Raw genomic sequence first — 15791 nt, forward strand, 5'->3', positions numbered from 1 at the left:
CATGCCCAACCCCATTGAAACTGAAATCATCCGCTGCGCACTCTTGCAGGCGGCCGAAGACATGAACACGACTCTCATCAGGTCCGCGTACACCCCGACCATCTATGAGGCCAAGGACTGCGCAGTTGCGCTCCTTGACCGGGAGCACCGGGTTCTCGGCCAGTCGTCGGGATTGCCGATCTTCCTGGGAAATCTTGAGGAATGCACCCGCGCCACCGAGCGGCTCTATGGCCGTGACGTTTGGCAGCCTGGCGACGTGTGGGTTCTCAATGACTCCTACATCGGCGGAAGCCACCTTAATGACGTCACCATTTACGCTCCCATTTTCAACGATTCCGGAGAGTCCGAACCTCAGCTGCTCGGGTTCGCAGCCTCACGCGCTCACTGGATCGACATGGGATCCAAAGATCCCGGCGGATCGATGGACTCGACCAGCATCTACCAGGAAGGCCTGAGACTTGGACCCGTGCTGGTCGAAAAGGGCGGACAGCCGTGCCGGGATGTACTGGAACTGATCTCCAGAAATGTGCGGTTCCCGGAGCCGACGCTGGGCGACCTTCGTGCACAGATCGCCTGCTCACGCATCGGCGCTGCCCGACTGCGAGAAATCGTCGAGCGCTGGGGCCTGGACACTATCGACGCGGCCTCGGCGGAAATCTTTGAGCAAACCGCAACGCTGGAGCGAAATGCCATTGCCGCCATTCCCGACGGGATCTACTGTGCCGAGGGACTCCTGGACAACGACGGAATCGTCCTTGATGTGCCGCTGCCCGTCCGCGTTGCGGTCGCCGTCAGCGGGGACCAGATCAGCATCGACCTTAGCGACAGCGCAGATCAAACGCTTGGTCCGGTGAACTGTGGAGCGGCGCAGGCCGTGTCAGCGTGTCGGGTCGCGTACAAGCTCCTCGTGAGCGGGGACATCCCACTGAACGGCGGCTCATTCGGACCTCTTGACGTTGTTCTGCGGGAAGGATCCATGTTTGCAGCCGTCGAACCGGCCGCGTGCCAGTACTACTACTCCCACCTCGGTTTGCTGATCGATTTGGTCATCAAGGCGTTGGCGGAGGCTCTTCCGCTCCGGGTTGCGGCAGCAAGTTACGGTGACTCCCTCATCACGCAGTTCACAGGGGTTGACCCGAGAACGGACAAAGCCTTCGTCTCGCAGGAGGCCACGGTCGGCGGATGGGGTGCCTGGCATGATTCAGACGGCGAAAGCTGCCTCATCAACAACGTGAACGGCTCGCTACGTGACATGCCCGTCGAGGTATTGGAGACGCTGTTTCCCGTGCGGGTGAATCACTACGGCATCCGCCAAGACTCTGGCGGAGCCGGCAAACATCGGGGCGGAAACGGTGTCATCAGGGAGTACACTTTCGAAGCCGAGCAGCATTTGTCCTTGTGGTGGGAACGGTCCAAGACTCCGGCGTGGGGCCTGTTCGGGGGGAAACCGGGGCTCCCGCCTCAGGTCCTGTTGAATCCGGGCACGGCCAGTGAACAGAGCATCCTCAAAGCCAATGCCGTTTCGGTCCGGAAGGGCGATGTGCTTCGCTGCGAGTCCGGCGGCGGCGGCGGGTATGGCGTGCCGAACGAGCGTGACCAGGCGTCAGTGGACCTTGACGTCGCGCAGGGACTCATCTCTGCTGAGAGTTCTGCGCGCTACGGCGCTTAGGACGGGCAGCGGCCCGGTCCGATTTTGTCGTGGACCATCTAGATCCCACGGACAAGCACAGTGCACGCCAAATGCAGGGCAAACCGCTGTCGCGGGTCCCCGGGACGGGCGGCTTCGGGGGGTCAGTACGCAGGCGCGTCGACCGGTACCGTCGAAAAGTCTGTGCACTAGGCCCTGATCGCTGGAAAGTGCATTTGCAAGCATGGGGACACGTCATCCAATGCGCAAAGGAGTCTGCCGTGTCCAAGGGACCGCTCAAGATCATGTATTTGAATCCCGCTCCCGACGAGTTCGGCGAAGATGCACTCTTCGCCGAACTCGCCACCAATGAAAGCAGCCCGGCACCGAGGTTCACGTGACGTCCCTTCCTTGTTCAGTGGGGCTGTTCTCGCATATCGAGTACCGCTCCTACGAGGCGATGGTGACGCGTGCAATTATCCAGGCGGTGAGGGCTGCGAGTACCGAAGGATTCGATGCACTCGTCATCGGCTGCTTCTACGACACAGCCTTGCTCGACTCGCGGGAGCTCTCAGGCGGGATGATAGTCACCGCGCCCTGCGAAGCTGCCATTGATGTCGCGTCAACATTGTCGAATCGCTTTGGTGTAATCATCGGTCGGGAGAAGTGGGCCCCATCAGATGGGACGCACGATTGACAGCTACGGCAAGGGCAATGCGCTGACCGGCGTCTACCCTCTGTGCCTGGGTGTTGACGACTTTCAGAGGGACCACGCGGAAACCCGCGCCCGCATGGTGGAGGCCGGGCGTATCGCGGTCGAACGGGACCATTCGGAGTCCCTCATTCTTGGGTGCACCATGGAGGCGGGCTTTCACCGCAGTTTCCAAGAAGAAATTGGCGTGCCTGTGATCGACCCGTCCGTCGCGGCGATCGCGCGGGCTGAACATTTCGGCCGTCTGCGCAGAAGCCAAGGATGGGTTCCGAGCCGGAGGTGGTCGTGTGAAGCGCCGCCGGAGGCCGAGTTGGCGGCCATAGGTGTTTTCGATGTGGCTGAACCATTCGGCAATCTCATTGTGGTGCCGGCATGACGAACATCCCACCCTGCCACGATGAAGTCGCCGTCGCACAGGGACTCATCTGTGCCGAGGGGTCTGCGTGCTACTGCGTTTAGGCGGTCAGCGGCTCCGTCCGATTCTGCCAGGACCGTCTAGATCCCGGGGACAAGCACAGTGCACGCCAGATGCAGGGCCAGCCGCTGTCGCGGGTCCCCGGGATCGTAGCCGAGGTCCTTGATCTTTTGTAGCCTGGCGGTGATGGTGTTCCGGTGCACGCCCAGCTGCTGCGCGGCCAGCGACGGCGCCAGTCCGACATCGAGAAGGCATGCCAGCGTCTTCAGCAGAGTACCGTCGACGTCGGCTTCCAGCAGCCCGGCGAGCACCATGCGTGCGGGCTGTGTCATCGCTTGCCTCGGGAGGGTTGCCAGGAGCTGTTCAGGTCCCATCTGGCCCGCGAGAACAACTCGTCCAGCCACCGCGACGGCGACGCTTGCCGCGGTAGTGGCCTCCAGGATCGCTTGGCTGGCCCCGGCCATCGAGGAAAAGCATCCGGAGACGCCCGCGGAGCAGGGCACGGTATTCGCCGCTTTGTTCACCACGGTCCCCACGATCTTGCTAAACGCCTTCAGATCATCGTCAATGGGGGCGTTTCCCTTAAGCCGGTACCACCCGATCCAGACATCCTTGTACCGCATCAATGGGGAGAAGTCCGGCCGCCGCGGCCAGAAGGAGCGGAAAACCATGGCGGGGTCTACAGTCGCCTGCGAGGCGGACGTCAGCCCCAGGGCCGCCATCAGGAACGGTCCTCCGGCAGGCCAGCCGAGCGCCGTGGAGAGCAGTTGATAATCTTCCGAATCCCCGGACAGCAGCTGCTCCAAAAGGAGAGACGAGCGGACACCGGCGCGCTCGTCGTGGCTCCGGGTGCGAGCGGCCCACAGGGAATATGCTGCGGCGGCCAGCTCGAGAACCTCCTCGATCTTCCCGGTGGAGTCGGGAGAATCTGGTGGCGTCTGTACTACGAGGGTGCCGATGGTGAGCCTGTGCTCGTCGGTGACCAAAAGCTGCGTGGACTCCATCCGGTGATCCGTGACAATATGGCCCAGCAGCACGCCGTCGTCGGGCCCGGTGAAATAGATGTTCTTTTGCGGGAGTGCCCTCTCCAGGACAGCCATGATCTGTCGTGGCATTGGATCGCGGAGCGCAGCCAGTTCGTGCGCGACCCGGGCGAGTAGTGCCGCGCGGGTCGCCTCGGGTTGGGCGATCGCGGCGGCGACGCGAACGGCCACCTGAAAGGGGTTTTCGTGGCTGAGGAACATGGGAACACCAAGCCGGTCAGCCAGTGCCCCCACGGACGCTTCGTGGACCGGTGAATGTGGCACCACCACGCATGCTGCAGCCCGCTCCCAGGCGCTGCGAAGAGCCATTTCCACTCGCCACCCGCTCGAGGCCAGGGACTCGGTTAGGACGAGCACCGTGTGCGGGTGGGCTACGGAAATGGCGTCGAGGCTGTCGACGATCTGGACGCTCCGGGCCGCCCCGGTGAAGTCGCCACCGAACGCTTGGCCCAGGCCCATCACGTCCCGGAGCAGGTCTGAGACTGTGAGGTCTTTAGACGGTCGTTCCCTCACGGGGCACCTTCATTCATTGTGTCCTCGGACAGGTTGTAGAAGCCTTCCACGGCGTGCCCGGAAAGCTGCATGAGCAGTCGGCCCTGTTTGGTCTTCCATGCCGGGGACGCCGCGGGAACCATGGCGACATGCACGGGCTCGCCGACCGTTAGGTTTTCCAGGTTGATAACCTCATGGGTCCGCGGGTTCAGGATGAGAATCTGGTCCGGGGCGCTGGCGATGACCCGGCCGTCGGCCAAGGCGAGGAATATTTCATTGTGGGCTTCCAGCCGCAGATGGCTGCGTGGCTCCGCCGACTCGCTGATCAGTATGCTGACTGGCGCCGAGGGCAGGGTCCCGGCTGCGCTGGACCGTGGCTGCCCGGCGATGGACTGTATCGGATACTCGATGCCTGAGATCGTTCCGCGGCAGAGTGTCCGGGAAACCAATGGATCAGGGCCGAAGTCGGGATGCCCGCTTCGGAGGGCGTTTGAAAGGGTGCCCGGAAGGCCTGCCATCGCCAGCTGTTCCGCTGACATGGGATAGCACGCCACTATTGCCCATCCGCCGGCAGCAGCGACTATCGGTCGGATCAGTTCTTCGATCCGCGTGGCCGGCGCGTCCAGGATGAGGTCGTCGCGCATCGGCGTGGCCACGGCGATGGGTCCGACGCTAATGCCGTGGAGGGTGAACGTTGTCTGCTCCAGCAGCGGCAGGACCCGGCCGCAGCCGTCTCCATCAACTAGCGGTTTCCCGCTCGCGGCGGCGGCAGCCGCAGAGATGAGGGGATTTTCCCCCGAACAGTTCAGCGGGACTATGCCTTGGAATTCGGTGCCAACCCAGCGCTCCAGTGTCCTGATTGCCCGTAGTGCCTCGTTTCCTTCAGGAAGCAGTTCTGACAGGGCAGCGGCGGATCCGACAATGCTGAGGGAGCAGAAGCTGCCCCGGGGAAGGTCGTTCAACCGGAGGAGCGGTACAGAGCGGGCGGTCACTTCAGCCCGCGCCCAGTCCAGGGCGGCTTGATATCCAGCCTCGTCAATGCCCGTTGTGAAGCGCCGCACGCCGCGTGCGAAGGCATCGAGATTGTCCGTGTTGATCGCAGGAATGTACTGGCCGTTCATGCCGATCTCGCTGACTTCGGCTCGCCGGCCGCGCCGACGGCGACTCTGTGGAAGCCCGGGGGCAAGTAGGACATGGGCGCGTGCTCCAGCCGCTCAATGCGAATGGTCACTCTGTCCGCGCCCGCCTCGACGGACAGGTTCACCGCGTCCTCCTGCGCCTGCGCCAGGGCCTGGGCCAGTGTCCGGGTCTCGTCAACCCTGATGACGCGCTCCAGTTCGGCTCGAACGGGAGACCGGGCAGCGCCAACCGCGGCCGCGAACAGCGCGTACTCCGGTCCTAGCTCGGGGGCGAGTTCCATGGCTCTCGGACCGACAACAATCATCGGAGAATTGAAGCTGCCAAGCATGAGTGCTGCAGCGAGGTTGAGATGCCTGTTTCTGGGTTCGGATCGGGCGGGTGGCCCTAGATGGTGCGGCGGGAAGGGTCCCAGGTTCAGGTCTTTCCATGCAAGCTGTTCGTAGGCGACCTCGGCGACTGACATCCGTATCGCTGAATCGTAGGAACTCTCCGGCCGGGTCGGCAGCCTCCCGGACTCGAGGATGACGGATCTGATGCCGTCGTGGCCTGCGTCGACCACGACGGCATCAGACAAGTTCGCCAAGTGTGCTGCCCCCGCGAAGAGGCATCCGCTGGCCCCGTCGATGCAGACAATCGGGAACTGTCTGAAGTGCTCCAGGACTACGGCGCCGCCGGATGTCCTGGCCACATAGACGGGGGCGTGTATTCCATGCGACTTCAATGTCTCTTCAAGTGTCTCCGAGAACGCGGCAGCCCAGGGACGCAAGGCTGCGTTGAGGACCGCCGCGTTCTCGCGGTCCCTGAGGCCACTGCCTCCCAGCGTGTGAGACAGGGTAATTGACAGTTCCGGTGCAACAGAGGTGATGGCTTCGGCACAGGATTCCTCCAGATCTGGCCGTGTTGGCGAGCCTGCCCCGCAGACCGCGATGCGCGGCACCCCAGCATCCGTGGCGCGTCGGGCCAGGTCAGCGACCTGCCTCAAGTCCGGGTCCGAGATGCTGGTTCCAGCCAACGTTGCGCCTCCGCGAATGGTTTCTACACAGGTTCCAATCCGGGCCGAAAGTTCTCTTGGCCAGGCTGCAAGTGGGCGCAGCGCTGGGTGAGCCGGGCCGGAAAGACGGAGCACCGCGGTTGGTTGGAGTTGCCCTGCCTGGACCTGATCGTGGATGGCGATCACCACGCAGGAAACGGATTCGATGATTGCGGAAGTCAGACGGGCTAGTCCATTGTTCAGTCCCTCCGTGATGGACGTGTCCGTCATCGTCGCACGGCCGGCCAGCGAGCCCGAACTATCCAGCGCGGCCATCGTGATGGCATCTGATCCGACCTCTATTCCAAGGTGCATAGCTTCCGTCCCCGGCTGGGACACTCTTGCGATGAGTGTGTCCCGCCTATGTGAGTCCCTTGCCCTCGGTTTCCGGCAGCGGAAGCGATACGGCGAGGGTGAGCAGCAGGAATCCGCTAATGATGACCACGGTGCCCGTGAAGTCGACCGACTGACCCAAAAGGAAGCCTACCGTTGAGGGCGCCGCGGCCGTGGCGATAAGCTGCGCCGCCAGCGCCCACGAGGATCCGGTGTTCCGGAGCACCGTTGGGTAGAACTCGCAGTTCCAGGTGTTCCAAATTCCCCAGGCTCCGAGCATAAAGAAGGACAGCGCGAAATTGGCCACATAAAGCACGGTAACGTCCGGCGCGTAGGCGAAGAGCAGCCCGCTCAGCACCGAACCCGCGAGGTAGGCCACGAAGAGTTTTTTGCGCCCGAATTTCCTCGTCAGCAGGGAAGCCGAAACATAACCGGGGATCATGAAGAGTGCACTCAGGGCCACAAAGTCCAAGCTGCTGGAAAGGGAGAGGCCTTTTTGCTGCAGCAGTGTGGGAAGCCAGGTCTGCAGTCCCCAGTAAGCCCAGTTGAACGCGAAGTTCAGGATCAGCATGAGCAAGGTGATCCGGCGCAGCGGACGGGACAGCAGAAGCCAGGGTTTTGCCGCGCTCTTGGAACCCTCCAGGCCGAACACGGCGTCCGGAGAGACGGAGACTCGAAGACGTCCGAGAACCTTTCGGACGTCGGAGAAGCGGCCGCGTGTCGCCAGCCAGTAGGGCGACTCCGGAACCCATGCCCAGACCAGGAAAGTCCAGATGCCGGCGGCGGCGCTGGCAATTGCCACTGCCTGCCATCCGAGGAACCCAAGCATCTGGGAGGAAGCCACAGCGGCCAGGACGCCGATCGGCCACCCGATGGACAACAGCACTGTGGCCCGCCCTCTGACCTTGGTGGGCATCAGCTCTAGAAAGTACGGGAACGTCACTGTGTAGATTCCTGCCAGGGCAATGCCTGACAGGATCCTCAAGCCGGTGAGCATCTCAAAGGAAGTGGAGAACGCCGCCGCCAAGGCAATCAGCGAATAGACGCCTAGACTGATCACCGCCACCGGTTTTCTGCCGAATCTGTCGGCAATAGGGCCCCAAATGAGGACGCCGGGAATCATGCCGGTTGCGACAGCAGAAAGCGCGACGCCGAGTTGTTCGAAATCCAGGCCGAAGCTGGACGCAAGGTTGTCGGAGACGTAGACGAGGGCCAGTTGTTCCCAAGCCTCAATGACAAACGTGATGAACAGGGCGATGGCGATCTTCGCGTGCACACGGCTGAACCGCATGTCTTCAAAGGCACCCGAAACCGTCTGGACCATTTCCAGGCCCGGGGTGCGTGTTCCTGCAGGTATGGAGCTCATCTTTCGTTCCTTTGCTTGACCCGCTATTGCTAATTAAACCCCTCCTGGGGGTTACACAGATCACACTAGAAAGGGCCCAGTACGCGAGGCTGGGCGATGCGCACACCAAAGGCCAAGGGGACTGTGCGCAGCGCTTGGTCGCGGGAAAGTGGTCTCGGCCAGGATGGTCCCGTGAAAGATATCCAGTTATCAGTCAAGGGGCCGCAGCCGCTCTCGGAGCGCGGCGGAAACAGATCACGCCGGCCTGACTCTGAAGCCTTCCGGTCCTTCTTGGCGAACCACTGGCGTGTGCCCACGACAGATCCGACGTCCGATGGCGGTGCCCCCTATGCTGCCCAGCGACGGCTGATGCTCTCGCGGCAGATGGAATCCAAGCGACTCGTGATTCCTGCCGGCACGCTCAAAGTCCGTGCAGGAGACAGTGACTACCGGTTTCGCGCGCACTCCGCGTTTGTCCATCTGACCGGGCTGGGAGCACGCTGTGAACCCGGCTCGGTTTTGATTCTGGAACCTGTGGGGCGCGGGGAAGGTGATAGCGGCGGCCATCATCGCGCCACCCTGTACCTTCCTCCGCCGTCCGGGCCGGGAAATGCCGATTACTATTCAGACGAGATCTTCGGCGGCTTCTGGATCGGAGAACGGCCATCGCTGGCAGCAGTCCAGGCCACATGCGGTATCGTCACGGCTGACATCGCCGAAATTGAGACGGCAGTTTGGAATATTGCCAGCGAAGGCCGGCCGCGAGACGTTCAGATCTGCTCGCTGCGGGGGCTCGACCCCTGGGTGGATGCTCTCGTTGACTCTAGCCGCCGCCGTACTGATGACTCAGTCGGTGCTCACAAGGAACCCTCCTGGCTGGAGTTGGATGACAGCTTGAGCGAAGTCCTGTCAGAACTTCGTCTGGTCAAGGACGCCTGGGAAGTTGAGCAGATACGCAAAGCGGTTGCCATCACAGTTGAAGGCTTCCATGACGTGGTCAAGGCGCTCCCCAGAGCCCTCGCACACCCCCGGGGTGAGCGAGTGGTGGAAACGACCTTTGCAGGACGCGCCCGCGTGGACGGCAACGATGTCGGCTACGAGACCGTCGCGGCATCAGGGAACAATGCGACCACCCTGCACTGGATGTGCAACGACGGTCCCGTGAGGCCAGGCGAGCTCCTGCTCCTGGACGCCGGCGCGGAGACGAATTCCCTGTACACGGCCGATATTACGCGGACGCTCCCGGTCAGCGGACGGTTCTCAGACGTGCAGCGCCTGGTCTACGAGGCCGTGCTGGAAGCCGCGGACGCCGCGTTCTGCGCGGCCTCGCCCGGCCGAAGGTTCCGCGACATTCACGACGCGGCCATGGAAGTCCTTGCAACCCGACTGGAAACGTGGGGAATACTCCCTGTTTCAATCCGGGAGGCACTGGCGCCAAACGGCCAGCATCACCGCAGATGGATGCCTCATGGCGCGAGCCACCATCTGGGTCTGGACGTCCACGACTGCGCACAAGCCCGGAAAGAGCTGTATCTGGACGGAATGCTAGTCTCCGGAATGGTATTCACGATCGAACCCGGCCTCTATTTCAAAGAGGAAGACCTCGCAGTACCGCCTGAATTCCGCGGCATTGGCGTACGAATAGAGGACGACATCCTGATTTCCGATGCAGGCCCGGTCAACCTCAGCGCGGCGCTACCCCGGCGTCCGGAAGACATTGAAGGATGGATGCAGTCGGTTGAGTCCTCGTCGGCATGAGGCAGCGAGGTTAGCGGCATCCCCCGGTATCCCATTTGTAGTCGATCCAAGCGGTGAACCCTTCGCAGCGCTCGAACATCGTGCGGGGCTCGGCGCCGTGTCCCTCGATCCATAGGATGGCTCCGTCCGGGGTGACGCCGTCGACGCGTCCGGTGCGGACTGTCCTGTCATCCACCCGGATCTGGATCACTTCGCCGAGTAGCGCCACCCAGTCGTGCTGGAGGTGCATCCTTCTGGTGTCCGCTTTGACCGTAGCCGAAGTGCCCGAAAGGCGAATCAGGCCGGGAAACATTGCAACGCCGTCGAGCGGGCGGATTCCAGCGCTTCGCTAACGGGACGTGTGCGGTGTTGCTCGGAGAGGATTTCCACGCCCCATGGTCCATTGAAACCGATGGCCTGGAGCGTTTTGATGAACCCAGTGACATCTTGGTCACCTTCTCCGCAGAGACGGCGATTGTCGCGGGTGTCTTCAAAGAGTGTTCCCCTGATTTCCGCGTCCGCGTCGTTGAGCTCCACCCCGAAAATCTGGTCGGCGGTGAGGCTGCGGGACAGTTCCTCCAAGCTCGTTCCCGCCCGGAAGACATGCCAGTAATCAACCACCAAACCGCAGTCCGGCATATCGACAGACCGCATGAGCTCGGCGGCCGCCGGCATCGAGCCGACCATCGAAAAAGGCATGGGCTCGAGCGCGATGCGCGTCCCCCTTTGTGAGGCCCCTTTTGTCAGGCGTCGCAGCGGCTCCACCAGGAAGTCGAGATCATTCAAGGGCTCGCCGAACGCCGTTCCGATCTTGATGAAGCGCGCCCCCAGTGTCTCTGCGGCATCGAGGAGCAGCTCGAACTGCGGCCTCCACTCATGGGAGCGGGATTCGTCCCACCAGTCGCTGAGTAGCTCGACTTCAACGTAGCGGAAGCCGGCTTGGTCGATGAGTCCCTTGAGCCCGGAGAAGCCGATTGAATCCCTTGCGGCGACGAGGTCGTCATACGCCAATCCGAACCCGGCCCATCCCGTGGCGGCGATGGCTGCCAAGCGCTCGGCGAGAAGGACGGGGCTGGTCTCGGGGATGCTCAAAGGCGCGATGTTGCCTGCGCTGGTCCAGCAGGTAGCGATTAGTTCGGGGGTGCTTGAGTACGTCATCGTTCTCCTCGCGACGGTGCGCGGTTCGGTAGCAATTGGGGTGCGAACACCCATCGACCATCTAATTGGAACGCTCCATTGACAATTGGTCAAGCCTTGATTTAGCGTTGGAGCGTTCCATAAAGCGATTTGCATCACATTCGTTCATAGCTAGATGGTTCCGTCCTCCCACCATGTCTTCGAAGGCACAGAAGCGGGGTCGACGGTCGAAGTACGCGACATCAAAGGAGATCTCACGTGGCAAAGTTCAATTGGCGGCGGGGCGCAGTGGCGCTGGCCGTAGTACCGCTTCTGGCGCTGGCAGCATGTTCAGGCGGCGGCAAGCCGGCTGACAACGGCAGCGCCGGGGCGGCCGGGCAGGTGGCTGACACGCCGCGCCTCAAGATCGCGCTGATCACCCACGCTGCGGCCGGGGACACGTTCTGGGACATTGTCCGCAAGGGCGCTGAAACGGCGGCGAAGAAAGACAACGTTGAGCTTCTCTACAGCGGAGACGGGGATGCCGGCCGCCAGGCGCAGCTCGTGCAGCAGGCCATAGACCAGAAGGTCGACGGCATCGCCGTCACCCTCGCAAAGCCTGACGCCCTGAAGGATGTCGTCCAGAAGGCTCTCGCTGCCGGGATTCCGGTAGTGAGTCTGAACGCCGGCGAGGACCAGTACAAAGCAATGGGAGTCATGGCCCACTTCGGGCAGAGCGACAAACTCGCCGGCGTCACGGTGGGCAAGCGCCTAGCCTCAGAGGGCATCAAGCACCCGATCTGTGTCATCCAAGAGCAGGGCCACGTCGGGCTTGAGAACCGTTGCGCCGGCATCAAGGAGAACGTCCCCGGCTCGGAGGTTGTGTACGTCAACGGTGCAGACATGACATCCGTTGCTTCCACGGTCACCGCGAAGCTGCAGTCGACTCCAGACGCCGACGCGATCGTCGGTCTCGGCGCCCCGTTCACGCTGACCATCGTCAAGTCAGTCAAGGACAGCGGCAGCAAAGTCAAGGTGGCTTCCTTTGACCTGAACGGCGATCTGGCCAAGGCGATCGTGGATGGAAGCGTCGAGTTCACGGTGGACCAGCAGCCGTACCTGCAGGGCTACGGATCAGTCGATGCGATCTGGCTCAGCAAGGTCGGTGGCTTCAAGGTCGGTGGCGGCCAGCAGGTCTACACCGGACCGGCCGTGGTGGATAAGTCCAACGCAGCTGACGTCTCCAAGTTCGCTCAGGCCGGTATCCGCTAACCCGCAAGAAAACCGTCGGGATGCCGGGCACAACTACGGCCCGGCATCCCACGCCAAAGGAGTTTAGTAATCATGGCCAATGCCGTCTTAACCGCCACTTCCGATGAGCGGGTCAGCACACGGAACCCCCTCCAGAAACTGCTGGTCCGGCCGGAAATCGGCGCCCTCGTGGGGGCCGTCGTCCTCTTCGTCTTCTTTTCCGCCATCGCCCCTGTCTTCCTGCAGCCCAACTCCCTAGCGACCGTCCTCTACGGAAGCTCCACGATCGGCATTATGGCCGTCGGGGTGGCCCTGCTGATGATCGGCGGGGAGTTCGACCTCTCCACGGGCGTAGCCGTCATCACCTCTGCCCTGTCTGCTTCCATGTTCAGCTGGTACTTCAGCGTCAACATCTGGGTGGGAGTCCTGTTCGCGCTGTTGATTTCGCTCGGCATCGGGTTCATCAACGGCTGGATACTGGTCAAGACGAAACTTCCCAGCTTCATCGTCACCCTGGCCACCTTCCTCATGCTGGCTGGCCTCAACCTTGGTCTCACCCGCATGATCGGCGGTGCGGTAGCTACGCCTTCGATCTCGAGCATCGACGGATTCGATGCGGCAAAGGCGATCTTCGCCTCGAGCGTGAATATCGCCGGGATTGAGGTAAACGTCACCGTTTTCATTTGGATCGGTCTCGTCGCCGTAGCGTCCTGGGTGCTGTTGCGCACCAAGGTGGGCAACTGGATCTTCGCCGCCGGTGGCGACGCGAACGCTGCCCGTGCGGTGGGTGTGCCGGTGACCAAGACCAAGATCGGCTTGTTCATGGCCGTGGGCTTCTGCGGGTGGATCCTGGGCATGCACAACCTGTTCGCCTTCAACACCGTTCAGTCCGGTGAAGGCGTGGGCAACGAGTTCCTCTACATCATCGCGGCGGTCATCGGCGGCTGCCTGCTCACGGGCGGCTACGGTTCGGCGGTGGGCGGTGCGATCGGTGCGTTCATCTTCGGCATGGCCAACAAGGGCATCGTGTACGCGCAGTGGAACCCTGACTGGTTCAAGTTCTTCCTGGGCCTGATGTTGCTGCTGGCCACCATCGTGAACTTGATCGTCAAGCGTCGAGCCGAAAGCAAGTAAAGAACCATGAATGCACAACAGATTAACCAGCAGACCCTGCTTAAGGATGAAAAGGATCCGCTGACCCACACGCCCGTGCACCTACTGTCCCTGGACAAGATTGGTAAGCACTATGGCAATGTCATCGCCTTGCGCGATGTGACCATGGCCGTGGACAACGGCCGGGTCACCTGCGTGCTGGGGGACAACGGTGCGGGCAAGTCCACGCTCATCAAGATCATCGCCGGCCTCCACCAGCACGATGAAGGCTCGTTCAAGATCATGGGCGAGGAACGCAAACTGGGCAGCCCGCGTGAAGCCCTGGACGCAGGCATCGCCACCGTGTACCAGGACCTGGCCGTGGTCCCGTTGATGCCGATCTGGCGGAACTTCTTCCTCGGCTCGGAACTGACCACCGGCTGGGGGCCGTTCAAGTCCATGGATGTCCAGAAGATGAAGGACATCACGCTGAAGGAACTGGCCGAGATGGGCATCGACCTGCGCGATGTGGAACAGCCCATCGGCCAGCTCTCCGGCGGTGAGCGCCAGTGCGTGGCGATCGCCCGGGCCGTGTATTTCGGGGCGAAGGTGCTGATCCTGGACGAACCGACGGCCGCGCTGGGTGTGAAGCAGTCCGGCGTCGTGCTCCGCTACATCCTGCAGGCCCGCGACCGCGGGCTGGGGGTCATCTTCATCACGCACAACCCGCACCACGCCTTCCCCGTGGGTGACCGGTTCCTGCTGCTCAAGCGCGGCAAGTCGATCGGCTACTACGACAAGAAGGACATCACCTTGGACGAACTCACCGCCCAGATGGCCGGCGGCGCCGAGCTCGCGGAACTCGCCCACGAACTCGAGCAGCTCGGCGGACACACGGAGGCCCTCAAGGAAGTCCAGGCCGAAGTCGCCGGGGTAGCCGACGCTGCAGCCGAAAGCAACACCAAGCGCCACTAAGCGCGAACGTACACAACCTGATGGAGCAACCATGGAAATGCTAATAGCTGGAAACTGGCGCGGCGCCGCCGACGGCAGGACCGAAGAGGTCCGCTCGCCCTTCGACGGCCGGACCATCGACACGGTCCCTGTGGCAACAGTCCAGGACGCCGAGGCCGCCCTTGACCGGGCCGAGATCGGTGCCCACGTCCAAAGGACCACGCCGGCCCACGTCCGCGTCGACATCCTCCTGCGTGCAGCCGCCCTGGCGGATGAACGCGCCGAGGACATCGCCCAGACGATTAGCGCAGAAACCGGAAAGCCCATCACGGAGGCGCGGGGCGAGGCCAGCCGCTCCGGCAACATCATCCGCCTCGCTGCCTATGAGGGAAGCCAGCTGTATGGTTCCACGCTTCCCTTGGACGCGAACGCCGGGACAGGCTTGGACAAGATCGGCTTCACGTTGCGGCAGCCGGTGGGCATCGTCGTCGCCATCACCCCGTTCAACTACCCCGCCCTGCTCGTGTTGCACAAAATTGCACCCGCGCTGGCAGCCGGTAACGCCGTCGTACTTAAACCCGCCCGCGCAACGCCGCTGACGGCGCTGAAGCTAGCACAGTGCTTCGTCGACGCCGGCCTGCCGCCTGAAGCTCTGTCCGTGATCACCGGACCCGGCAGCTCCCTTGGCGACGTCCTGGTGACGGACCCGCGGGTCCGCAAGGTGTCCTTCACCGGCTCCACTAGCACCGGGACGCACATCAGTTCGATCGCGGGAGTGAAGAAACTGTCCCTCGAGTTGGGGGCCTCATGCCCGGTGATCATCCTGCCGGACGCGGATCTCGAACTCGCCGCCACCGCGGTGGCTGCCGGCGGCTACGTCAACGCCGGGCAGGTATGCATTTCCGTTCAGCGGGTCATCGTTGACCGTCGGGTTGAAAAGGACTTCCTGGATGCGTTGGTCCCGAAGGTCGAAGCGATCGCCGTGGGCAATCCCAAGGAAGAGGACACCCGGCTTGGTTCGCTGATCTCCGAAGACGAAGCCTCACGCGTCCACGCATCGATCCTCGAGGCCCGCCATTCGGGCGCCCGGGTCCTCACCGGCGGTGACCGTGACGGCGCAGTGGTGACGCCCGCCGTCGTCGCCGGGGTCGACCCCCGGTCGCCGCTGAGCCGGAACGAACTGTTCGGGCCCGCCGTCGCCGTCTCCTCCGCCCAGGACATGGAGAGCGCCATCGCCATGGCCAACGACAACGAATACGGCCTGGGCGCCGGCATTTTCACGAACGACGTCGCCGGAGCGGTCCAGGCCATGCGGCAGATCGACGCCGGCAACATCCACATCAATTGGTCGCCGCTGTGGCGGGCCGACCTCATGCCCTATGGCGGCTTGAAAGGCAGCGGCATCGGCAAGGAAGGCGTCCGCTCTGCTGTCCAGGAAATGACCGAAGAGAAGACGGTCGTCCTGCACGGGCGCCCCTGGTAACCACGACAACGGGAATAAGGC

At 62.8% G+C, this 15791-nt stretch carries 14 protein-coding genes; 8 read left to right on the top strand and 6 right to left on the bottom strand.

Annotation, left to right across the window (positions count from 1 at the left end; all coding sequences use genetic code 11):
• The first annotated feature begins 1 nt into the window (after position 1).
• From HNP00_RS16140 to HNP00_RS22965, 3 genes are all read left to right on the top strand, one after another.
• Positions 2-1669 carry a hydantoinase B/oxoprolinase family protein gene (locus tag HNP00_RS16140; RefSeq protein ID WP_184740742.1) on the top strand — a complete coding sequence of 556 codons (1668 nt, stop codon included), beginning with the start codon at positions 2-4 and terminating at the stop codon, positions 1667-1669.
• 376 nt (positions 1670-2045) lie between these two features.
• Positions 2046-2324, top strand: a complete 279-nt coding sequence (locus tag HNP00_RS23830; RefSeq protein ID WP_395893830.1) for an aspartate/glutamate racemase family protein — start codon at positions 2046-2048, stop codon at positions 2322-2324.
• Positions 2308-2715 (top strand): aspartate/glutamate racemase family protein, encoded by a 408-nt coding sequence (locus HNP00_RS22965; RefSeq protein ID WP_221451565.1) that lies wholly within the window; start codon positions 2308-2310, stop codon positions 2713-2715. Before HNP00_RS23830 ends, HNP00_RS22965 begins: the two co-directional genes overlap by 17 nt.
• A gap of 119 nt (positions 2716-2834) precedes the next feature.
• Here the strand turns inward: HNP00_RS22965 and HNP00_RS23675 are convergent, their stop codons facing one another.
• The 4 genes from HNP00_RS23675 to HNP00_RS16165 are packed head-to-tail and all read right to left on the bottom strand — an operon-like array spanning position 2835 to position 8158.
• Positions 2835-4310: a CdaR family transcriptional regulator gene (locus HNP00_RS23675; protein ID WP_184740743.1), complete on the bottom strand. Its 1476-nt coding sequence runs from the start codon at positions 4308-4310 to the stop codon at positions 2835-2837.
• Positions 4307-5410, bottom strand: a complete 1104-nt coding sequence (locus tag HNP00_RS16155) for a DUF917 domain-containing protein (protein ID WP_184740744.1) — start codon at positions 5408-5410, stop codon at positions 4307-4309. Before HNP00_RS16155 ends, HNP00_RS23675 begins: the two co-directional genes overlap by 4 nt.
• Positions 5407-6774 (bottom strand): hydantoinase/oxoprolinase family protein, encoded by a 1368-nt coding sequence (locus HNP00_RS16160; protein ID WP_184740745.1) that lies wholly within the window; start codon positions 6772-6774, stop codon positions 5407-5409. Before HNP00_RS16160 ends, HNP00_RS16155 begins: the two co-directional genes overlap by 4 nt.
• 46 nt (positions 6775-6820) lie before the next feature.
• Positions 6821-8158, bottom strand: coding sequence for an MFS transporter (locus HNP00_RS16165; RefSeq protein ID WP_221451566.1), 1338 nt, complete (start codon positions 8156-8158; stop codon positions 6821-6823).
• A gap of 288 nt (positions 8159-8446) precedes the next feature.
• Here HNP00_RS16165 and HNP00_RS16170 point away from each other — a divergent pair, with 288 nt between their 5' ends.
• Positions 8447-9895 carry an aminopeptidase P family protein gene (locus HNP00_RS16170; RefSeq protein WP_395893827.1) on the top strand — a complete coding sequence of 483 codons (1449 nt, stop codon included), beginning with the start codon at positions 8447-8449 and terminating at the stop codon, positions 9893-9895.
• 10 nt (positions 9896-9905) lie between these two features.
• Here HNP00_RS16170 and HNP00_RS16175 read toward each other — a convergent pair whose 3' ends face one another.
• A complete protein-coding gene (locus tag HNP00_RS16175; RefSeq protein ID WP_184740747.1) occupies positions 9906-10124 on the bottom strand; it encodes a hypothetical protein in 219 nt (72 codons plus the stop codon).
• Between the two features lie 47 nt (positions 10125-10171).
• On the bottom strand, positions 10172-11032 hold the full coding sequence (locus HNP00_RS16180) for a sugar phosphate isomerase/epimerase (protein ID WP_184740748.1): 861 nt from the start codon (positions 11030-11032) through the stop codon (positions 10172-10174).
• A gap of 237 nt (positions 11033-11269) precedes the next feature.
• Here HNP00_RS16180 and HNP00_RS16185 point away from each other — a divergent pair, with 237 nt between their 5' ends.
• From HNP00_RS16185 to HNP00_RS16200, 4 genes are all read left to right on the top strand, one after another.
• Positions 11270-12262, top strand: a complete 993-nt coding sequence (locus HNP00_RS16185; RefSeq protein WP_184740749.1) for a substrate-binding domain-containing protein — start codon at positions 11270-11272, stop codon at positions 12260-12262.
• A 72-nt stretch (positions 12263-12334) separates the two neighbouring features.
• Positions 12335-13375: an ABC transporter permease gene (locus tag HNP00_RS16190; RefSeq protein WP_184740750.1), complete on the top strand. Its 1041-nt coding sequence runs from the start codon at positions 12335-12337 to the stop codon at positions 13373-13375.
• A gap of 6 nt (positions 13376-13381) precedes the next feature.
• Entirely contained in the window at positions 13382-14308 is a 927-nt protein-coding gene (locus tag HNP00_RS16195) for an ATP-binding cassette domain-containing protein (protein ID WP_184740751.1), read from the top strand.
• A 31-nt stretch (positions 14309-14339) separates the two neighbouring features.
• Positions 14340-15770 carry an aldehyde dehydrogenase family protein gene (locus tag HNP00_RS16200; protein WP_184740752.1) on the top strand — a complete coding sequence of 477 codons (1431 nt, stop codon included), beginning with the start codon at positions 14340-14342 and terminating at the stop codon, positions 15768-15770.
• Positions 15771-15791: the final 21 nt, after the last annotated feature.

Source organism: Arthrobacter sp. AZCC_0090 (assembly GCF_014207375.1).
Lineage (GTDB): Bacteria > Actinomycetota > Actinomycetes > Actinomycetales > Micrococcaceae > Arthrobacter.